The organism is Rhizobium gallicum bv. gallicum R602sp (assembly GCF_000816845.1).
GTDB lineage: Bacteria > Pseudomonadota > Alphaproteobacteria > Rhizobiales > Rhizobiaceae > Rhizobium > Rhizobium gallicum.
On sequence record NZ_CP006877.1, the window covers coordinates 2,001,981 to 2,020,441 of the forward strand.

Annotated in this window: 22 protein-coding genes and 1 riboswitch; of the genes, 8 read left to right on the forward strand and 14 right to left on the reverse strand. The window is 60.8% G+C overall.

Annotated elements, in window-relative coordinates:
• The 3 genes from RGR602_RS10015 (at position 1) to sugE (ending at position 1,778) form a co-directional block, all read left to right on the forward strand.
• Positions 1-474, forward strand: a complete 474-nt coding sequence (locus RGR602_RS10015; RefSeq protein WP_039844976.1) for a YaiI/YqxD family protein — start codon at positions 1-3, stop codon at positions 472-474.
• A complete protein-coding gene (gene fghA / locus RGR602_RS10020; protein ID WP_039844977.1) occupies positions 471-1,304 on the forward strand; it encodes an S-formylglutathione hydrolase in 834 nt (277 codons plus the stop codon). The genes RGR602_RS10015 and fghA overlap by 4 nt, the downstream gene beginning before the upstream one ends.
• Positions 1,305-1,463: 159 nt before the next feature.
• On the forward strand, positions 1,464-1,778 hold the full coding sequence (gene sugE / locus RGR602_RS10025) for a quaternary ammonium compound efflux SMR transporter SugE (protein ID WP_039844978.1): 315 nt from the start codon (positions 1,464-1,466) through the stop codon (positions 1,776-1,778).
• A 36-nt stretch (positions 1,779-1,814) separates the two neighbouring features.
• Here the strand turns inward: sugE and RGR602_RS10030 are convergent, their stop codons facing one another.
• From RGR602_RS10030 to crcB, 7 genes are all read right to left on the reverse strand, one after another.
• Positions 1,815-2,207: a DoxX family protein gene (locus tag RGR602_RS10030; RefSeq protein ID WP_039844979.1), complete on the reverse strand. Its 393-nt coding sequence runs from the start codon at positions 2,205-2,207 to the stop codon at positions 1,815-1,817.
• Between the two features lie 124 nt (positions 2,208-2,331).
• Complete coding sequence (locus RGR602_RS10035) at positions 2,332-3,864, reverse strand: acyl-CoA carboxylase subunit beta (RefSeq protein WP_039844980.1); 1,533 nt, start codon at positions 3,862-3,864, stop codon at positions 2,332-2,334.
• Positions 3,865-3,900: 36 nt separating this feature from the next.
• Positions 3,901-4,359 (reverse strand): hypothetical protein, encoded by a 459-nt coding sequence (locus RGR602_RS10040; RefSeq protein WP_039844981.1) that lies wholly within the window; start codon positions 4,357-4,359, stop codon positions 3,901-3,903.
• A gap of 68 nt (positions 4,360-4,427) precedes the next feature.
• Positions 4,428-5,213, reverse strand: coding sequence for an ATP12 family chaperone protein (locus tag RGR602_RS10045; RefSeq protein WP_039844982.1), 786 nt, complete (start codon positions 5,211-5,213; stop codon positions 4,428-4,430).
• A gap of 9 nt (positions 5,214-5,222) precedes the next feature.
• Complete coding sequence (locus tag RGR602_RS10050) at positions 5,223-5,873, reverse strand: HAD-IA family hydrolase (protein WP_039844983.1); 651 nt, start codon at positions 5,871-5,873, stop codon at positions 5,223-5,225.
• Positions 5,870-6,862 carry an RluA family pseudouridine synthase gene (locus tag RGR602_RS10055; RefSeq protein ID WP_039844984.1) on the reverse strand — a complete coding sequence of 331 codons (993 nt, stop codon included), beginning with the start codon at positions 6,860-6,862 and terminating at the stop codon, positions 5,870-5,872. The genes RGR602_RS10050 and RGR602_RS10055 overlap by 4 nt, the downstream gene beginning before the upstream one ends.
• Before the next feature lie 87 nt (positions 6,863-6,949).
• Positions 6,950-7,327 (reverse strand): fluoride efflux transporter CrcB, encoded by a 378-nt coding sequence (crcB, locus tag RGR602_RS10060; RefSeq protein WP_039844985.1) that lies wholly within the window; start codon positions 7,325-7,327, stop codon positions 6,950-6,952.
• A gap of 123 nt (positions 7,328-7,450) precedes the next feature.
• Here crcB and RGR602_RS10065 point away from each other — a divergent pair, with 123 nt between their 5' ends.
• Entirely contained in the window at positions 7,451-7,717 is a 267-nt protein-coding gene (locus tag RGR602_RS10065) for a hypothetical protein (protein ID WP_039844986.1), read from the forward strand.
• Between the two features lie 57 nt (positions 7,718-7,774).
• Here the strand turns inward: RGR602_RS10065 and RGR602_RS10070 are convergent, their stop codons facing one another.
• On the reverse strand, positions 7,775-8,740 hold the full coding sequence (locus RGR602_RS10070; protein ID WP_039844987.1) for a copper chaperone PCu(A)C: 966 nt from the start codon (positions 8,738-8,740) through the stop codon (positions 7,775-7,777).
• A gap of 79 nt (positions 8,741-8,819) precedes the next feature.
• Positions 8,820-9,203 (reverse strand): hypothetical protein, encoded by a 384-nt coding sequence (locus RGR602_RS10075; protein WP_039846767.1) that lies wholly within the window; start codon positions 9,201-9,203, stop codon positions 8,820-8,822.
• Between the two features lie 160 nt (positions 9,204-9,363).
• A riboswitch (glycine riboswitch) is annotated at positions 9,364-9,456 on the forward strand.
• 151 nt (positions 9,457-9,607) lie between these two features.
• Here RGR602_RS10075 and gcvT point away from each other — a divergent pair.
• From gcvT to gcvP, 3 genes are read left to right on the forward strand one after another with little or no spacing between them, the layout of a single operon-like run.
• The gene (gene gcvT, locus RGR602_RS10085; protein WP_039846768.1) at positions 9,608-10,744 is read left to right on the forward strand and encodes a glycine cleavage system aminomethyltransferase GcvT; all 1,137 of its coding nucleotides are present in this window, start codon (positions 9,608-9,610) and stop codon (positions 10,742-10,744) included.
• Positions 10,745-10,769: 25 nt separating this feature from the next.
• Complete coding sequence (gene gcvH, locus RGR602_RS10090; protein ID WP_039844988.1) at positions 10,770-11,132, forward strand: glycine cleavage system protein GcvH; 363 nt, start codon at positions 10,770-10,772, stop codon at positions 11,130-11,132.
• Complete coding sequence (gcvP, locus tag RGR602_RS10095) at positions 11,132-13,996, forward strand: aminomethyl-transferring glycine dehydrogenase (RefSeq protein WP_039844989.1); 2,865 nt, start codon at positions 11,132-11,134, stop codon at positions 13,994-13,996. The genes gcvH and gcvP overlap by 1 nt, the downstream gene beginning before the upstream one ends.
• Positions 13,997-14,159: 163 nt before the next feature.
• Here gcvP and RGR602_RS10100 read toward each other — a convergent pair whose 3' ends face one another.
• Positions 14,160-14,960, reverse strand: coding sequence for a class I SAM-dependent methyltransferase (locus tag RGR602_RS10100; protein ID WP_039846769.1), 801 nt, complete (start codon positions 14,958-14,960; stop codon positions 14,160-14,162).
• 149 nt (positions 14,961-15,109) lie between these two features.
• On the opposite strand from RGR602_RS10100, the gene RGR602_RS10105 reads away from it, so the two are divergent.
• Positions 15,110-15,346 carry a hypothetical protein gene (locus tag RGR602_RS10105; protein WP_052451524.1) on the forward strand — a complete coding sequence of 79 codons (237 nt, stop codon included), beginning with the start codon at positions 15,110-15,112 and terminating at the stop codon, positions 15,344-15,346.
• Positions 15,347-15,363: 17 nt separating this feature from the next.
• On the opposite strand, the gene RGR602_RS10110 is transcribed toward RGR602_RS10105, so the two are convergent.
• The 4 genes from RGR602_RS10110 to RGR602_RS10125 form a co-directional block, all read right to left on the reverse strand.
• Positions 15,364-15,999, reverse strand: a complete 636-nt coding sequence (locus RGR602_RS10110) for a LysE family translocator (RefSeq protein WP_223843993.1) — start codon at positions 15,997-15,999, stop codon at positions 15,364-15,366.
• A gap of 89 nt (positions 16,000-16,088) precedes the next feature.
• On the reverse strand, positions 16,089-16,484 hold the full coding sequence (gene sufA / locus RGR602_RS10115; protein WP_039846772.1) for a Fe-S cluster assembly scaffold SufA: 396 nt from the start codon (positions 16,482-16,484) through the stop codon (positions 16,089-16,091).
• 336 nt (positions 16,485-16,820) lie between these two features.
• Positions 16,821-17,201 carry an SUF system Fe-S cluster assembly protein gene (locus RGR602_RS10120; protein WP_027512444.1) on the reverse strand — a complete coding sequence of 127 codons (381 nt, stop codon included), beginning with the start codon at positions 17,199-17,201 and terminating at the stop codon, positions 16,821-16,823.
• An 11-nt stretch (positions 17,202-17,212) separates the two neighbouring features.
• Positions 17,213-18,454: a cysteine desulfurase gene (locus RGR602_RS10125; RefSeq protein ID WP_039844990.1), complete on the reverse strand. Its 1,242-nt coding sequence runs from the start codon at positions 18,452-18,454 to the stop codon at positions 17,213-17,215.
• Positions 18,455-18,461: the final 7 nt, after the last annotated feature.

The window sequence follows — 18,461 nt, forward strand, 5'->3', positions numbered from 1 at the left end:
ATGCCGCAAATATATGTCGATGCTGACGCCTGCCCGGTGAAGCCGGAAATCCTGAAGGTTGCCGAACGCCACGGCATCAAGGTGACCTTCGTCGCCAATTCCGGCCTGCGGCCCTCACGTGATCCTATGGTCCGTAACGTCATCGTTTCCAATGCCTTCGATGCCGCCGACAACTGGATTGCGGAACACGCAACCAACAGCGACGTTGTGGTGACTGCGGACGTGCCGCTCGCCGTGCGGTGCGTTGCGGGTGGTTCACTGGTTTGCGGCCCCACCGGGCGCGTTTTCGACGACACAAACATCGGCATGGCGAGCGCCATGCGCGATCTCGGCGCGCACCTGCGGGAAACCGGCGAAAGCAAGGGCTACAATGCCGCCTTCAGCCCGAAGGACCGTTCGCGGTTCCTCGAAACCTTCGACCGGCTTTGCCGTCGCGCCAAGGCGGCAGCCTCAGGAACGGGAGATCAAGAATGAACATCATTTCCGAGGCGACCGCCTTCGGCGGCATGCAGGGCGTGTATTCGCATGAATCCGAAGCCTGCAAATGCGAGATGACCTTCGCAGTCTTTGCGCCGCCGAAGGCCATCAAGGAGCCCTGCCCGGTTCTGTGGTATCTTTCCGGGCTGACCTGCACGCACGCCAACGTCATGGAAAAAGGTGAGTACCGGCGCATGGCGGCCGAGCTCGGCCTGATCATCGTCTGCCCGGACACTAGTCCACGCGGCAATGATATTCCCGACGAGCTCACCAACTGGCAGATGGGCAAAGGCGCGGGCTTCTATCTTGATGCCACCGAAGAGCCCTGGGCAGACCACTATCGGATGTACACCTACATCACCGAGGAGCTGCCGGCCCTCGTCGCCCAGCAATTTCGCATCGACATGGGCCGCCAGGGCATCTTCGGCCATTCGATGGGCGGTCATGGGGCACTGACGATCGCATTGAGGAACCCGGGTCGCTTCAGGAGCTGCTCGGCCTTCGCGCCGATCGTCGAGCCGTCGACCGCCGATTGGTCGGCGCCGGCATTCGAAAAGTATCTAGGTTCCGATCGTGCGGCCTGGCGCAAGTACGACGCATGCGCCTTGGTAAGCGACGGCGCACGCTTCCCGGAATTTCTGATCGATCAGGGTAAGGCTGATGGCTTCCTCGACAACGGCCTGAGGCCGTGGCTTTTTGAAGAGGCGATCAAGGGCACGGATATCAAGCTCACGCTGCGGATGCATGAGCGCTACGACCATTCTTACTATTTCATCTCCACCTTCATGGATAATCACCTGACGTGGCACGCCGAGCGGCTTGGATAAGGAACGCAAGAAACGGTGGCATTGCAGCTATGCCAATTCCTACCTTGCAACGGCAGTCAAACTGCGCATATGAGCACCAACGCAGACGACTGCGGCGCCCGCTCCCCTGCGGGCTCAAACGTCGCGGGGACGGCCTCGCTCTTTGAAACGGAGAGTAAGATGGCTTGGTTTCTGCTGTTTCTTGCAGGTCTTTTTGAATGTGGCTGGGCAATCGGTTTGAAATACACCGATGGCTTCACGCGGCCCATGCCGACGGTCCTGACCGTCATTTCCATGGTGATCAGCATCGTACTGCTCGGTCTGGCGGTCAAAACGCTGCCGATCGGTACGGCCTATGCGGTCTGGACCGGAATTGGCACCGTCGGAACGGTGCTGCTCGGCATCTGGCTGCTTGGCGACCCCGTCACCGCGGCCCGCCTCGGCTGCATCGCACTCATCGTCGCCGGCATTGTCGGACTTAAGCTCACTGTATAACGATGAATGCCGCGGGACGAACCCGCGGCATTCTTCTCAGGCGTTGCGCTTGTCGACCGAAAAGGCGCCTGCACCGGCGAAAACCAGGAACAGGAAGATGAAGCAGTAGAGGATCGCCGATTCGCCCTGATTGACGGCCGGGAAGAAGCCCAGCGGCACATGCGCCATGAAATAGGCAACAGCCATCTGGCCGCTCAGGATGAAAGCGATCGGACGTGTCAGAAAACCGACGAGAATTGCCAGCCCGCCGACGAATTCCAGAAGCGCCGACACGAGCATGAGCGGCGGAAGCGGGCCGCCCTCCCCTTGCGGGATCGGGAATTCAAACAACTTCATCGTGCCGTGCTCGATGTACAGAAGCGCAGTGATGATCCTAAGAGCGGCCAGCGCGTAGGGTTGATAGGCGCTGAGACGTTCGAAACCGGACATTTGGGCTCTCCCTTGAGATAAGACAGTCGAGCGTTAATTTCCTAAACGACCGGAAAGAATACACGGATCGGTGACGGGCGTTCACTTCCTGTTGATTTCGCTTGATATTCAAGATTCTCACACCTCAGAGCGGAATATTGTCATGCTTCTTCCAGGGATTCGAGAGATCCTTGTTGCGTAGCATCTTCAGACCGCGCGCCAGGCGGCGTCGCGTCGAATGCGGCATGATCACCTCGTCGATATAGCCACGCTCGGCCGCGACAAAGGGTGACAGGAAGCGGTCCTCGTACATCTTTGTGTGTGCCGCTATCTTTTCCGGATCGGTGATGTCTTTGCGGAAGATGATCTCGACTGCGCCCTTCGCACCCATCACTGCAATCTGCGCCGTCGGCCAGGCATAGTTGAGATCGCCGCGCACATGCTTGGAGGCCATTACGTCGTAAGCCCCGCCGAATGCCTTGCGGGTGATGACTGTCAGCTTCGGCACGGTCGCCTCCGCATAGGCAAAAAGCAGCTTCGCCCCATGCTTGATGAGACCGCCATATTCCTGCGCCGTGCCCGGCAGAAAACCCGGAACATCGACGAATGTGACGATCGGAATACTGAAGCAATCGCAAAAGCGCACGAAGCGCGCGGCCTTGCGTGATGCATCGCTGTCGAGCACGCCGGCAAGCACCATCGGCTGGTTTGCCACAAAGCCGACCGTCGAACCCTCGATGCGCCCGAAACCGCAGACGATGTTCTTGGCGAAGCTTGCCTGAATCTCAAAAAAATCGCCATCGTCCGCAACCTTGTGGATCAGCTCCTTGATGTCATATGGTTTATTGGCATTGGCGGGGATGAGCGTGTCCAGCGATTGATCCCCATCCGTCACCGACTGGTAACATTCGATCTCCGGCACCGGCGAGGTGTTGGAAAGCGGCAGGAAATCGATGAGGCGACGGACCTGCAGCAATGTTTCGACATCGTTGTCGTAAGCGCCGTCAGCGATTGAGGAACGCGTCGTGTGGACAAAGGCGCCGCCGAGTTCCTCTGAGGTCACGGTCTCGTTGGTGACGGTCTTGACGACATCCGGACCGGTCACGAACATGTAAGAGGTGTCGCGCACCATGAAGATGAAATCGGTCATCGCAGGCGAATAGACGTCGCCGCCGGCACATGGGCCCATGATCACGGAAATCTGCGGAATGACGCCGGAGGCGAGCACATTGCGCTGGAAGACTTCGGCATAGCCGCCGAGCGCAGCAACCCCTTCCTGGATGCGCGCGCCGCCCGCATCATAGATGCCGACGATCGGCGCCCGATTTTTCAGCGCCATGTCCTGCACCTTCATGATCTTCTCGGCATGCGCCTCGGAAAGCGAGCCGCCGAACACCGTGAAATCCTTGGCGAAGACGAAGACGGTCCGGCCGTTGACGGTTCCCCAGCCCGTGACGACGCCGTCGCCGGCAATCCGGCTCTTGTCCATGCCGAAATCCGTCGAGCGATGCTCCACGAACATGTCGAACTCCTCGAAAGAGTCTTCATCGAGGAAGAGGTCGATCCGTTCGCGTGCCGTCAGCTTGCCGCGCTTGTGCTGCGCTTCGATGCGCGCCTGGCCGCCGCCCTGCCGGGCAATCTCCCGGCGCCGCTCCAGCTCGTCGAGAACTTCCTTCATGAAATCTCCCCTCGCCGCTCGATCGCGGCATGATCTTCAGCCGCGGCCAGTATTGAGCTTAAAGGCCGAGCGGACCCGCGCGGCGATATCCTCCGCTAGAATCTGATCCGCCATGGCCCGATCGTTGGCAGTGCTGGTCACCTCGAACGAGCTGACGGCGATGACCGAGCCCTCGTCGACGGACGCCGCATCGATATTGATCTTGGCGATATTCCTGTTTTTGTCGTAGCCTGTGACTTTCTGGAGGGAAGCGATGCGAATCGTCAGCACGACGCGCGGATAGACCTCGGTCCGAACCGTAGCATTGATGGCGGCATTGATGCGGTCGCCGATGCCTGAAAGCAGTTCGGGCGGCGTATTGGGACCGCCGAGAACCACGGCACTGCGGACATCGTAGATAGGAGCGGCGGGCTCATCGGAGGTCAGGCCCATGCAGGACGTCAACATGGCGCAGACCAGCCCCAGCTGACAAAAAAGCGACCTAAACCAATTCATGCTGAATTCCGCACCTCTCCCGCTCGGAGTCGCAGATTTCGCCATAATGGCTGCCAAAGCAATATGTTTCAGGCCTTTAGCGCCAAAAAAACGTCCGCCGCTGCCTTGAACTCTTCAAAGCGCTTGGCACGGCGCAGTTCGCCCTCCTCGTCGCTGCCCCAATGCTCGATCGTCCAATCCTCATCGAGATGGGCAAGCGACCAGACCTCGTCCATGGTCAGATGGTGCTCGGCAAACGCCAGCGCCAGAATGGCCGACCCGGTTAGCGTCGTTATCGTGTGAAGGGAGGCAAGTGCCAGCGCACTGTCGTGTCTGCGCAAAGTGACGTCGAAGGCTGCGACTGCTTCGCGCGGCTGCTCGTGATGCATCACGCCTTCGATCAGGATGAAGCGCGCGCCGAGATCATTCGCCGCCCAATCGAGAACCGGGTCCCACTGCTCGGTCTGGCGCTGCACCAGGAGTTCCGGTCCTTCGGCGCGGTAGCAGAGATGATCGCTCGAGGAAAACCGCAGGATGTCTTCGAAGACGGCTTGCGTGTCCATCGCAACGCCGTCGAGCGCGGTATTGACGAGGCGTGTCACGGGCATGGTCGCCGGGTCAATCACTTCCGCCTGTGCATCCCACTCGGCGGCGAGGAGCGCAGCCAGAGCCTCTGTCGGCACTGCCAGAACCTGTTTGGCGGGCGTGCGCACGACCTTGCCGTCAAGCGCGATCGCCAAGCCGTCATCCCGCTCGGCAACCGTGACGTTCTTGTAGAAGCGTTTCGGCAGCGGCCTTTTCATCTGGATCTGCGCGCGGCGGATCGGATCGGGGTGGCTCAGTCCTTCGGAAAGGTCGTTCAGCAGGTCGCGCATGGCGTCACCTCAAAAATGGTCAAGCACGTCATTCGGATGGTAAGCGACAGTATCGGCGCCGGCGGCAATCAGGTCGTCAACGCTGGCATAACCCCAGGATACACCAATTGCCTTTGCGCCTGCTGCCTTTGCCATCTGCATATCGTAGACAGCGTCGCCGATGACAATGGCATCAGCGGCCTTCATGCCCGCTTCGTCACAGCATTCGGTCACCATGGCCGGATGTGGCTTCGATGGACAATCGTCAGCCGTCCGCGAGACGATGAAATGCGGCGCGAAACCGTGTGTTTCGAGGACATTGACAAGCCCGCGGCGCGACTTTCCGGTGACGGCGCCGATCAGGATGTCTTCCCGTGCGGCAAGCCCGTCTATCATCGGCTTTATTCCGGCGAAAAGGGGCACATCCATGCCGGGCTCCTGCCTGACATTCATGTAGATCGACTTGTAGTGAGCCGTCATGGCGATCGCCTCGTCATCGACATGCAGCTTGCCCTGCATGCGGGCAATCGCAATGTCGAGCGTCAGACCGATGATCGATTTGGTGCTGGAAAGATCCGGCCGTGAATGACCGAATTGAACGAAGGTTCTGGCCATCACCTCATGTATCAGGGCGGCACTGTCGACCAACGTGCCGTCGCAATCGAAGAGAACAAGCTTCATTCGTCAATCCTCTCCGCACCGGCAAGATCAAGGCCAAGAAGGTTCCAGGTCTGCACCATATGCGGCGGCAGCGGCGCTGTGATGCGCAGGCGTCCGCCTGCAGGATGCGGGATGTCGATATGACGGGCATGCAGGTGCAGTCGCTTCTGGATGCCGCCGGGAAAGTCCCAGTTCGGGTCGTCGATGAAGTATTTTGGATCGCCGATGATCGGATGGCCGATATGCAGCGCATGAACACGAAGCTGATGCGTACGGCCGGTATATGGCTCCATCTCGAGCCAGGCCAGGTTTTGCGCCGCCGTTTCGATGACGCGGTAGTAGGACACGGCATGATCCGCACCCTCCTCGCCGTGCTTGGCAATGCGCATGCGATCGCCGTCGGCAGTCGCTTCCTTGACGAGCCATGTGGAGATCTTGTCCTCATGCTTGCGTGGCACGCCCTTCACCAACGACCAGTAGGTCTTCTTGGTGTCGCGTTCGCGAAAGGCAGCCGTCAGCTTCTGAGCGGCACCACGTGTGCGGGCAATGACGAGCACGCCCGATGTGTCGCGGTCAAGCCGATGCACGAGCCGCGGCTTCTCGCCCTTCGGGCTCGTCCAGGCCTCCAGCATCTGGTCGATATGACGGGTCAGACCGGAACCGCCCTGCACGGCAAGTCCAGCGGGCTTGTTGAGCACGATCACCTTGTCGTCCTCATGCAGCACCATACGCTGAAGTAGTTGGTGATCGCTGGAATGCTTCAGATCCTTCCCGGCGATCGGACCACTCTTGACCTTCGCATCGACATCGAGCGGCGGCACGCGAACCATCTGGCCCGGCTGCACACGCGCGTCGGTCTTTACGCGTCCACCGTCAACGCGGACCTGGCCCGAACGCAGGAGCTTCTGAAGCTGGCCGAAGCCGAGGCCAGGGAAATGGATCTTGAACCACCGGTCGAGCCGCATTCCCGCCTCGTCGGCATCCACCTTGATATGTTCGATTCCGGCCATTCTTGTTCTTTCGGAAAATCTTGGGCGCGCCATGCGCGGCTGTTGCCGGTGGCTTTAGAGCATTTTTCTTCGCGCGGAAACTGCCTTTCAGATCAAAGCGCGCACAAGCGCTAGACCAGCCATGACAGAGGCAATCGAAAGCCCGACGCTTGCGGCGACGTAAAGTCCGCCGGCGACTGCCTCGCCCCGCTCGAAAAGCGATATCGCATCCAGAGAAAAGGCCGAAAAGGTCGTAAAGCCGCCGAGGAAGCCGGTGATAAGCAGCAGGCGCATCTCGACGGAGGCGTTGAACCGGCGCGCGATCATTTCGGCAAAAACGCCAATCGCGAAACAGCCAACGATGTTGACAATCAGCGTGCCCCACGGAAAGCCGGGCCCCAGGAGCCGCAGCGACCATTGGCCGACATAATATCTCAAAAGCGAGCCGATAGCGCCGCCGGCGCCGACAAGAAGAGCCTGGATCATCGTTCTGGTTTTACCTGACGAATTGACCGTTTCCAATTGGATGAGAAGAAATCCCACCGTTCAATTAAAATGCGAATGGTTTCCTTAGCCGCGCACGAACCGGCGATGTGTATCAAACGTCCTATGACACAGGTCGTCACCATATCCGCGAGCACGGCCGCCGCCGCATTCGAAACGCTGAGGATTGCTCCCCGCGTGCCGACGAGCATGGCGGCAAAGGACGCGCGCCGGATCGCAGACCGTCAGCTCAAGGGCCGACATGATCAGGAGCTGAGCGAAACGGCAAGCATTATTCAGTCGACCGAAGTGGCGCTCGACCTGATGGCCAAGGGCAACAAGCAACCGCAGGCAGGATTGCAGCAGGCATTGAAATCCTACGAGGATTTTTGAATTTCTCACCTTTGGAACGCAAATGGCCCGCGGCGACTGCCGCAGGCCGTTTGCTGGTTATTTTCCCTGGGCCGAGAGAACCTTCAACGTCACGTCGATCTTGCCCGCCTTCTCAAAGGTGAGCGTCACCGGCACGCTCTCACCCTGCTTGAAAGGCGCCTTCACCTTCTGGAACATCAGATGCAGGCCGCCAGGCGCTAGCTTCACCGTCCCACCCGCCGGAATAACAATCCCATCCTTCAGTTCACGCATCTTCATGACATTGTTCTGCATGGCCATTTCGTGCATCTGAACTTCGCCCGCGGAAGGCGAGGAAACGACGACGAGCTTGTCGTCGGTCTTGCCGTTATTCTTGACAGTAAGGAAGCCACCGCCGACTGGCTGGCCGGGCAGCATTGCCTTCGAAAATGCGCCGGAGATTTCGAGGTCGCCGAGTGTTATAGTGCCGCCTGCTGCAGCATTCATGTCCATCCCGGCCATGTCGCCGTGATCATGGCCATTGTCGTCACCGGCAATGACCTTCAGCAACGGCGCAGGGCTCTTAAGCCTATGGGGATCGCCGCCATCGGTTGCGAGCTGGTCCCATGCCTCGGCCGCATCGCCGCAAAGCTGCTTCACCGGAAAGGCGAGCGATGTTCCGGCATCCACGCCCGAAACCTTGCCTTGGATCACGAAGGTATCGTAAAAATCGTCCGAGAGGTTGCCGCCCTTCCAGCGTATTTCGACTGCGCCGGATTTCACCTTGGTGCCGTGATTGTCGTAGGTCTTCTGATAGTCGCCCTTGATCACTTCAAGTTCCCAGCCGGCCTTCGGCTGCGGCTTGGCAAATACAAAGCCTTCCGGCAGTTTCACCTGCACTTCGTTGGTGGGCTTGCCGTCACAGCCATGCGGTACCTGCAGCGTTGCCAGGAACGTCTTTTCCTGTGGGGCTTCCGGATCAAGAAAGGTGACATGCGCCTGCGCTGCCGTGAATGCGGCTGCGAAAACCAGAGCGGCAGCGCTGAGTGTCTTGATTGTCTCCATCGGGTATCTCCTCGCCGGCTGCAGCTCGCAAATGGCTGGCGCATCGGCATTGTCGTGTCATTTCGGTGGTGGCTGGAGATCAGGCCAGAACCGGCGGTGCCCTGGACTTCGGCCGTTCGACGGCGTGCACCCCGATGGGGGTGTCCGCAACAACCGGGGGGTTATGCAGCGTCGCGAACTCGAGATGCAGCCAGGAGCCGTTATCCGGCACCGGCAGGATGACGAAAGCCGTAAGCCGGCAGACTTCGCAATTCGGCTTCAGAGGGGCCCTCTTGCCGCCGCTGTCCGTCGCGGTCACGCAAAGCGAGGCCTGGGTGCCGTCCGGCAGGACGTATGCGGCGCTATTATAGTCCGCATCCGCCGCAGCCGCCTGCGGCGCCTGATGCGCAAGGCCAAGCATAAGCAAGCTCAGCGCACAGAGAATGCGCGTCAGCATGCCAGCGTTTCGGCCCGTTTTCATCATCTGGATCCTCATTAGCGGATTTCGCGATTAAGCACTTTATCCGAAAAAAGCAAAAGTCCATTTGACGCAGTTCAACACTTTGTCGAAAGACGGCGCGACAAAAATTTGTTCGGCGGCGACATTCCCCCTTGCCAAGAGCCTGCTCCGCCGGATAATTGCCGCAACCCTGTTGGGAGAATCCGGTCTACAGACGGCCGGTGCCGAAGGAGCAACCGCCCCGGAAACTCTCAGGCCAAAGGACCAGCAAGGGCAGACGGAACTCTGGAGAGAAGCGTTCTCGAAACGCTCGCCGAAGGGATAACAATCTCAGGCACAGGGACAGAGGGGGCTCGAAAGCAAGGCGTAGCCGCGCCTTCTGATTGAGCCCGCGCATGGAATTCCACGCGCAAACCCCGGAGGCGTCGTTGGACGATACTGCTGCCCTCAAGAAAACTCCGCTACACGCGCTGCATCTTTCGCTCGGTGCCCGCATGGTGCCTTTCGCAGGCTATGAGATGCCCGTTCAGTATTCGGCCGGCGTGCTGAAGGAACACCTGCAGACGCGCGCCGGCGCCGGCCTCTTCGACGTCTCCCACATGGGTCAGGTCGTCGTGAGGGCGAAGTCCGGCAGATACGAAGATGCCGCCCTCGCACTCGAAAGCCTCGTACCGGTCGACATTCTCGGCCTCGCCGAAGGCCGCCAGCGCTACGGCTTCTTCACCGACGAAAACGGCGGCATCCTCGACGACTTGATGATCACCCATCTCGATGACCATCTCTTCGTCGTCGTCAACGCCGCCTGCAAGGAGGCCGATGTCGCGCACATGCAAAAGCACATCGGCGACCGCTGCGACATAAGCCTTCTCGACCGCGCGTTAGTCGCGCTGCAAGGTCCGCGCGCCGTCGACGTGCTGGCCGAACTCTGGGCGGATGTCGCCGCGATGAAGTTCATGGACGTGCGCCACTGCCGCTTGCACGACGTATCCTGTCTCGTCTCCCGCTCCGGCTACAGCGGCGAGGACGGCTTCGAGATCTCCGTACCCACTAACAAGGCGGAGGATGTCGCCAGGCGGTTGCTCGAACATCCCGATGCGCAGCCGATCGGGCTCGGCGCCCGCGATTCGCTGCGTCTGGAGGCCGGACTCTGCCTCTACGGCAACGACATCGACACCACCACAACGCCGGTCGAGGCGGCGCTCGAATGGGCCATGCAGAAGGCCCGCAGGACGGGCGGAGCGCGCGCTGGGGACTTTCCGGGTGCAGCACGCATTCTCGGCGAACTCGATAATGGTGCCACACGCCGCCGCGTCGGCCTGAAGCCGGAAGGCAAGGCGCCGGTGCGCGGGCATTCCAAGCTCTATGCGGATGCCGAAGGCAAGACCGAGATCGGCGAGGTCACTTCGGGCGGCTTCGGCCCGAGTGTCGAAGGCCCGGTTGCCATGGGCTATGTGCCGGTTTCGCATGCCGCCGTTGGCACCCAAATTTACGCTGAGGTACGCGGCAAGTATCTCCCCGCTACGGTCGCCGCCCTGCCCTTCATCACGCCGACCTACAAACGCTAAGATATTTCCAGAGAGGAACAAAACCATGCTGAAATTTACCGAAGAACATGAATGGCTGAAGCTCGAAGACGGCGTGGCGACGGTCGGCATTACGAATTATGCAGTCGAACAGCTCGGCGACCTCGTTTTCGTCGAATTGCCGGAAGTGGGCGCGACCTTTTCCAAGAATGACGATGCGGCCACCGTCGAATCCGTGAAGGCTGCCTCGGAAGTCTATTGTCCGCTCGATGGCGAGATCACCGAAGTCAACGAAGCGATCACTGCCGATCCGTCGCTGGTCAATTCCGACCCGCAGGGCGCCGGCTGGTTCTTCAAGCTGAAGCTCAAGAATCCGGCCGATGCCGATGGCCTGCTTGACGAAGCGGCCTATAAGGAGTTCACCGCGTAATGACGACGCCGACAGAATTCCAGTTTACCGACTACCAGCCCTACGACTTCGCCAACCGCCGTCATATTGGCCCGTCGCCGGCCGAAATGAGCGACATGCTGAACGTCGTCGGCTACAACAGCCTCGACAGCCTCATCGACGCGACCGTGCCGTCTGCGATCCGCCAGAGGGCGGCGCTTGCCTGGGGCGCGGCGATGACGGAGCGCGAGGCGCTCGACAAGCTGCGCGAGACCGCCAACAAGAACAAGGTCCTCGTTTCGCTGATCGGCCAAGGCTATTACGGCACCATCACGCCGCCGGTCATTCAGCGCACCATCCTCGAAAACCCGGCCTGGTACACGGCCTACACGCCTTACCAGCCGGAGATCAGTCAGGGCCGTCTGGAAGCGCTCTTGAACTACCAGACGATGATCTGCGACCTGACTGGTCTCGACGTCGCCAACGCTTCGCTTCTCGACGAAGCGACCGCTGCTGCCGAAGGCATGGCGATTGCCGAGCGGGTCGCGAAGTCTAAGGCCAAGGCATTCTTCGTCGATGCCGCCTGCCATCCGCAGACGATCGCGCTCATCCAGACTCGCGCCGAACCGCTCGGCTGGACCGTCATCGTCGGTGACCCCTTCAAGGATCTCGATCCGGTGGACGTCTTTGGCGCCATCTTCCAGTATCCGGGCACGCACGGCCACGTGCACGATTTCACCGCCCTGGTCTCTCGCCTGCACCAGACGGGCGCGATCGCCATTGTCGCGGCCGATATCCTCGCACTGACGCTTCTGAAGTCGCCGGGCGAAATGGGCGCCGATATTGCGATCGGCTCGTCGCAGCGCTTCGGCGTTCCGGTCGGCTACGGCGGACCGCATGCCGCCTATATGTCGGTCAAGGATGCGCACAAGCGCTCCATGCCCGGCCGTCTCGTCGGCGTCTCGGTCGACGCCCGCGGCAATCGCGCCTACCGGCTGTCGCTGCAGACCCGCGAACAGCATATCCGCCGCGAAAAGGCAACGTCGAACATCTGCACCGCGCAGGTGCTGCTCGCCGTCATGGCCTCGATGTATGCGGTTTTCCACGGTCCCAAGGGCATCAAGGCGATCGCCCAGCAGGTCCACCAGAAGGCCGTGCTGATGGCTAAGGGCCTAGAAAAGCTAGGCTACAGGATAGAGCCCGAAACCTTCTTCGACACGCTCACTGTCGATGTCGGCCACATGCAGGGCCTCATCCTGCGCGCGGCCGTCGGCGAAGGTATCAACCTGCGCAAAGTTGGCACGACCAAGATCGGCATGAGCCTCGATGAGCGCACGCGCCCCGCGACGCTCGAAGCCGCCTGGCGCGCCTTCGGCGGCAATTTCGCCGTCGCCGATTTCGAGCCGGGCTACCGCCTGCCGACGGATCTGCTGCGCACCAGCGAATATCTGACGCATCCGATCTTCCACATGAATCGCGCCGAGAGCGAAATGACCCGCTACATCCGCCGGCTCTCCGACCGCGACCTCGCGCTCGACCGCGCGATGATCCCGCTCGGCTCCTGCACCATGAAGCTGAACGCCACGGCGGAAATGCTGCCTATCACCTGGCCGGAGTTTTCGGATATCCATCCTTATGCTCCGGCCGATCAGGCGCTCGGCTACCGCGACATGATCGACGATCTGACGGAAAAACTCTGCGCCGTGACCGGCTATGACGCCTTCTCCATGCAGCCAAATTCCGGCGCGCAGGGCGAATATGCCGGCCTGCTCACGATCCGCAACTACCATATCGCCAACGGCAACGGCCATCGCGACGTCTGCCTGATCCCGACCTCGGCGCACGGCACCAACCCCGCCTCCGCGCAGATGGCCGGCATGAGGGTCGTCGTCGTCAAGGTTCGCGAAAACGGCGACATCGACATGGACGACTTCCGCGCCAAGGCGGAGGAGCATGCGGAAAATCTCTCCTGCTGCATGATAACCTATCCTTCGACACATGGCGTGTTCGAGGAAACGGTGAAGGAGATCTGCGATCTCGTGCACAAGCACGGCGGCCAGGTCTATCTCGACGGCGCCAACATGAACGCCATGGTCGGCTTGTCGCGTCCCGGTGACATTGGTTCCGACGTAAGCCATCTCAACCTGCACAAGACCTTCTGCATCCCGCATGGCGGCGGCGGTCCCGGCATGGGCCCGATCGGCGTCAAAGCCCATCTGACGCCTCATCTGCCCGGGCACCCGGAAACGGATGGACGCTCAGGCGCCGTCTCGGCAGCGGCCTTCGGCTCGGCCTCGATCTTGCCGATCTCCTGGAGCTATGTGCTGATGATGGGTGGCGAGGGCCTGACGCAGGCAACCAAGGTTGCGATCCTCAACGCCAACTACATCGCCGCCCGCCTGAAGGGCGCCTACGGGGTGCTCTACAAGTCCGAGAGCGGCCGCGTCGCGCATGAATGCATCATCGACACGCGTCCGCTGGCCGACAGCGCAGGCGTTACGGTCGACGACATCGCCAAGCGTCTGATCGACTGCGGCTTCCATGCCCCGACCATGAGCTGGCCGGTCGCCGGAACACTGATGATCGAGCCGACCGAGTCCGAAACCAAGGCCGAGCTCGACCGGTTCTGCGAGGCAATGCTGGCGATCCGCGAGGAAGCCCGCGCCATCGAGGAAGGCCGCATGGACAAGGTCAACAACCCGCTGAAGAACGCCCCGCACACGGTGGAAGACCTCGTCGGCGAATGGGACCGCCCCTACAGCCGCGAACAAGCCTGCTTCCCGCCCGGGGCCTTCCGTGTCGACAAATACTGGTCCCCGGTCAACCGCGTCGACAATGTGTACGGGGACAGGAACCTCGTTTGCACCTGCCCGCCGGTGGAGAGCTACGCAGAGGCTGCGGAGTAGAAGCGGTCGAGCCGATCGATCTGGTGAATCGATTGCAGCGACGAATGCCCCCGAGCTTGAAGCGGGGGCTGGAAGGCTCCTCGTCGGAGGGGCCTTCGATTCTAAGATCAAGGATCGTGCGTGTAAGAAACGGCGGGGGCCGATCAGATCTCTGGCTGCCGGCTCAGGGAACGATGCCGCGACAGGCCCAGGCAACATTTGCGAACGACCGTGGACCATCTAACCGGCCCGCCTCGTATGCGTCGCGTACGGCAGCATCGACGCGCGCCCGCTCAGGGGCGTCGAGCGTCGCCACATACTTGCCAAGAGGGCCTTCGCCTGCGGCAATAGGTGCCCAGTAATCATTAAAGCTTTGGTACTCCATGCGGATCACCAGCTGGGTTTCGGTCACGTCCAGCAGACCCTGCTCGACAAAAGTCCGCTTCATTTCGCCAGGCTGCATCATTGGCTGAAAGCAATAGCGATTGCGCAGCTGCCGCCCGGTCTCGCTGAGTGCCGCCACCGTGTCGACCATCATCCGCATGCCGGGCATGCCGCCGAGATGATCCCAGACCGCTGCGGCGACTACCCCGCCCGGACGCACGACGCGGCGCATCTCTCCAACGGCCCGGCCGGCCTCGGGCACGAAATGAAGAACGAGCAGTGCGAGCGCTCGGTCGAAGCCTCCGTCTTCGAAAGGCAAAGAGCAAGCGTCCGCCTGCCCAATCTTGATGCGCGGGTCAATGTTGCGCCGAATTGCCTCCTCGACGAAGACCGGCGAATAGTCGATGGCGGCGATCTCGCTCAGATCAGCAGCCTTGGCAAGGGCAAATGTCAGGCTGCCCGTGCCGCAACCGACATCGAGTACCTTCTCACCATCGGCAAGGCCCGCAAACTCGATGAATGGCGACGCGAGCTTTTGGCTCCAGCGTCCCATGAGCTGCTCGTAGCCGGCCGCGTTGTGAACGTTAAAGCTTGAGGACATCGAAAGCTCCATCAGCCAGAGGCATGGCAGTTAAAACTAAGCACTTGGCAGGCGCCAAGCGGTCATTGCCGGCCATATTGCGCCAAAAGTAGCTTGGGGCAAAGGCCCTCGCCTAGTCCTTTCCTCGACAAACTACCGCTCTATCCGGCATGCGCACGCAGGCCAACAAGTTCAGCGCGATCGCCAGCAACGTGGCGAGTATCAGCACGCCGGGCTATGGCCGCATCGATCTCGATAGGCTGACTGCCGATGAAGGCCAAAGTGCCGACCCCGCCACGGAACTGACAGGCCTGATCCAGGCCGAGCAAAGCTTCAAGGCAAATGCTGTCGTCATCGAGAGGGGCGCTGACATCTGGGAACTACTGATGAGCATCAAGCGCGACTGACCGGCGCCCGTAACTCCCTACGCAAGCAGCAGCCGCGCGGCAAAGCCGAGAACGACGGTGCCGAAGGCAATGATCAGCCCCCCGGAAATGCGGCGGATCAGCAGCGTGAGATCGCTTGAAATCCTGTCGCGGGCGAGATTCACCGCCGCGCTCAGCGCCGTCCACCACACCATCGCCCCGAAGAACACGCCGATGACGATCGATGCCACCTCGGTGACGGTTTTGCCGTCGACCAAACCAAGGCCAGCAAAGAGGCCTCCGAAGGACAGAAGCGCGCCGGGGTTGGAAATCGCCAGCAGGAAGGTCGAGGCGATCGTGCGCAAGAGATCGCGCGCACCGACCTGCAAGGCACCGGCGGGTGGCGTCATGAGGTCCCGGATGCCGAGAAAGATCAGAAGTGCACCGCCGGCCGCTGCAATCGGCAGCGAATAGTCATCGACGATAACCGAAACCATCGCGAGACCGGCGGCCGCGACCAGCGCATAACACGCATCGCCAAGCGCTGCCCCTATGCCGATGGCTGCACCCGATCCGAAACCACGATGAAGGCTGCGGTTGATGCACAGAGTCGCGATCGGTCCCGGCGGCGCTGTGACAATGAGGCCGAGGAGCGCGCCTTTGGCAAAGAGCAGTAGCAGCGTTTCGATGATCATAAAGTAGAAACTGTTTCGCTGCTGAAAGGGACAAATCAAAATAACAAAGCCGCCATCGCTGGCGGCTTTCGGGTGCGGCCTCAAAGAATTCAGTGCGCGGCAGGCACCACCGCGTCGCCGCGCGCGGCAAGCGCCGCGAGATCGGCAGGCTTGAGCTCGACGGATTCGCCGCAGCCGCACGCCGAGGTCTGGTTCGGGTTCGTGAAGGTGAAGCCCGAGCGCAGCGTCGTGGTCTCGAAGTCCATTTCCGTCCCAAGCAGATAGAGGACCGCAGAGGGCTCCACCCAGACCTTGGCGCCGTCGCGCTCGATCAGGTCGTCCTTGGCATTGGGTTCGCTCACCAGCTCGATGGTATATTCCATCCCGGCGCAACCGCCTTTCTTGATGCCGACGCGGATGCCCTTGGCGTCCGGCCCGGAATTTTCAACGATTGCCTTTACGCGCGCCGCGGCGGTGCCGGTCATGCTCATCACTGCAAAGCCCATCGGCTCATTCTCCTTCCACACCGGGGTCAAGATCCGGCGCTTCATCTCTTCAATTTAGGCAGTTATGCCTAATGCTTCAATCCCTTAATCAAAAGCGAAATTCGTCCCACGCCTTTTCATTGATGTATATCCTCGCATCGCCAGGCGTTTGGGCGTTCTGGCAAGAGCCAAACACATGAGCCAGCTCGCGCGCGAGGTTGGAATGAGCCGCTAACCGCTTTACAAGGCGCTGAGCGGCCAAGGCAATCTTGAATTTGCGACCATCATCAAACTAATGAAAGCTCTCGGAATCGACCTTGCTCCCATCATGCCAATGAAAAGTCGGCGGCCTGACCCTCAATACCAGCCGACGGCCACCTGCGCCTCTTCCGACATGCGGTCCGGCGTCCACGGCGGATCGAAGGTCATTGCGACCTCGACGCCGGATACGCCTTCGACGGCGCCGACGGCATTCTCGACCCAACCCGGCATTTCACCGGCAACCGGGCAGCCTGGCGCCGTCAGCGTCATGACGATCTTCACCATGCGGTCGTCTTCGATGTCGATCTTGTAGATTAGACCGAGTTCAAAGATGTCGGCGGGAATTTCCGGATCGTAGACGGTTTTCAGCGCCCCGATGACGTCGTCGCTGAGGCGCGCCAGTTCATCGGCAGGAATGCTCGAATGCACGATGCCCTCGCGCACGTCGGTCTTCTGTTCGCTCTCGTCCAGGCTCATACGGACACTCCTCAAGCAAAGAACTTGCGCGCATATTCCAGCGCGTCGGCCAAGGCATCGACCTCGGCACGTGTATTGTACATGCCGAAGGATGCACGGCATGTGGCGGTGACGCCGAAGCGTTTCAAGAGCGGCATGGCGCAATGCGTGCCGGCACGCACCGCAACGCCCTGCCGGTCGATGACCATCGAAACGTCGTGAGCGTGAAGACCGGCGAGTTCGAACGCAAAAATGCTGCCTTTACCGGGTGCCGTTCCGAAGACGCGCAGCGAATTGATCGACCGCAGCCGCTCGCCAGCATAGGCCGTCAGTTCGGCTTCATGACGCGAAATCGCCTCGCGGCCGATCTTCTCCATATAGTCCAGCGCATAACCGAGGCCGATCGCCTGAACGATCGGCGGCGTCCCGGCTTCGAAGCGATGCGGCGGGTCGTTGTAAGTGACCGCATCCTCGGTCACCTCGAAGATCATCTCGCCGCCACCCTGGAATGGACGCATCTCGCGAAGCCGGTCCTTCTTGCCGTAGAGCACGCCGATTCCCGAGGGACCGTAGAGCTTGTGGCCGGTCATGACGTACCAGTCGCAGTCGATATCCTGGACATCGACCGGCAGGTGCACGGCACCTTGCGAACCGTCGATCAAGACCGGAATGCCGCGCTCATGAGCAATACGGCAGACGTCCTTGACCGGAACGATCGTGCCGAGCGCATTCGACATATGCGTGATCGCGACAAGCTTGGTGCGCTCCGTCAGGCTCTTCTCGAAGTGCTCGATATGAAAGGCACCTTCGTCGTCCACCGGCACCCAGACCAGCTTGGCGCCCTGCCGTTCGCGGATGAAATGCCAAGGGACGATGTTGGAGTGGTGCTCCATGATCGAGACGACGATCTCGTCGCCCTCGCCGATCTTCGGCATTCCCCAGCCATGAGCGACCGTATTGATCGCCTCCGTCGAGGATTTCGTGAAGACAATGTCGTCGACCGACGGCGCATTCAGGAAACGGCGCACCTTTTCGCGCGCGCCTTCATAGGCTTCGGTTGCGGCATTGGAGAGGTAATGCAGGCCACGGTGCACATTCGCATATTCGGTTGAATAGGTCCGCGAGATGGCGTCGATGACGCCCTGCGGCTTCTGTGCGGACGCGCCGTTGTCGAGATAGACCAGTGGCTTACCATAGACTTCCCGCGCAAGGATCGGAAAATCTTTGCGGATGGCTTCGACGTCGTAGGTGGCTGCCGGTACTATCTTGTCCATGGCGCTT

Excerpts from the sequence above, each read along its gene's own strand:
- RGR602_RS10035 (WP_039844980.1), bottom strand. The coding sequence starts at position 3,864 with ATGAAGGAAGTTCTCGACGAGCTGGAGCGGCGCCGGGAGATTGCCCGG.
- sufA (WP_039846772.1), bottom strand. The coding sequence starts at position 16,484 with ATGGGCTTTGCAGTGATGAGCATGACCGGCACCGCCGCGGCGCGCGTA.
- RGR602_RS10015 (WP_039844976.1), top strand. The coding sequence starts at position 1 with ATGCCGCAAATATATGTCGATGCTGACGCCTGCCCGGTGAAGCCGGAA.
- RGR602_RS10030 (WP_039844979.1), bottom strand. The coding sequence starts at position 2,207 with ATGTCCGGTTTCGAACGTCTCAGCGCCTATCAACCCTACGCGCTGGCC.
- RGR602_RS10125 (WP_039844990.1), bottom strand. The coding sequence starts at position 18,454 with ATGGACAAGATAGTACCGGCAGCCACCTACGACGTCGAAGCCATCCGC.
- gcvP (WP_039844989.1), top strand. The coding sequence starts at position 11,132 with ATGACGACGCCGACAGAATTCCAGTTTACCGACTACCAGCCCTACGAC.
- RGR602_RS10055 (WP_039844984.1), bottom strand. The coding sequence starts at position 6,862 with ATGGCCGGAATCGAACATATCAAGGTGGATGCCGACGAGGCGGGAATG.
- crcB (WP_039844985.1), bottom strand. The coding sequence starts at position 7,327 with ATGATCCAGGCTCTTCTTGTCGGCGCCGGCGGCGCTATCGGCTCGCTT.
- RGR602_RS10065 (WP_039844986.1), top strand. The coding sequence starts at position 7,451 with ATGACACAGGTCGTCACCATATCCGCGAGCACGGCCGCCGCCGCATTC.
- gcvH (WP_039844988.1), top strand. The coding sequence starts at position 10,770 with ATGCTGAAATTTACCGAAGAACATGAATGGCTGAAGCTCGAAGACGGC.
- RGR602_RS10105 (WP_052451524.1), top strand. The coding sequence starts at position 15,110 with ATGCGCACGCAGGCCAACAAGTTCAGCGCGATCGCCAGCAACGTGGCG.
- RGR602_RS10045 (WP_039844982.1), bottom strand. The coding sequence starts at position 5,213 with ATGCGCGACCTGCTGAACGACCTTTCCGAAGGACTGAGCCACCCCGAT.
- RGR602_RS10075 (WP_039846767.1), bottom strand. The coding sequence starts at position 9,203 with ATGATGAAAACGGGCCGAAACGCTGGCATGCTGACGCGCATTCTCTGT.
- RGR602_RS10100 (WP_039846769.1), bottom strand. The coding sequence starts at position 14,960 with ATGTCCTCAAGCTTTAACGTTCACAACGCGGCCGGCTACGAGCAGCTC.
- RGR602_RS10070 (WP_039844987.1), bottom strand. The coding sequence starts at position 8,740 with ATGGAGACAATCAAGACACTCAGCGCTGCCGCTCTGGTTTTCGCAGCC.
- sugE (WP_039844978.1), top strand. The coding sequence starts at position 1,464 with ATGGCTTGGTTTCTGCTGTTTCTTGCAGGTCTTTTTGAATGTGGCTGG.
- RGR602_RS10050 (WP_039844983.1), bottom strand. The coding sequence starts at position 5,873 with ATGAAGCTTGTTCTCTTCGATTGCGACGGCACGTTGGTCGACAGTGCC.
- RGR602_RS10120 (WP_027512444.1), bottom strand. The coding sequence starts at position 17,201 with ATGAGCCTGGACGAGAGCGAACAGAAGACCGACGTGCGCGAGGGCATC.
- RGR602_RS10110 (WP_223843993.1), bottom strand. The coding sequence starts at position 15,999 with ATGATCATCGAAACGCTGCTACTGCTCTTTGCCAAAGGCGCGCTCCTC.
- RGR602_RS10040 (WP_039844981.1), bottom strand. The coding sequence starts at position 4,359 with ATGAATTGGTTTAGGTCGCTTTTTTGTCAGCTGGGGCTGGTCTGCGCC.
- fghA (WP_039844977.1), top strand. The coding sequence starts at position 471 with ATGAACATCATTTCCGAGGCGACCGCCTTCGGCGGCATGCAGGGCGTG.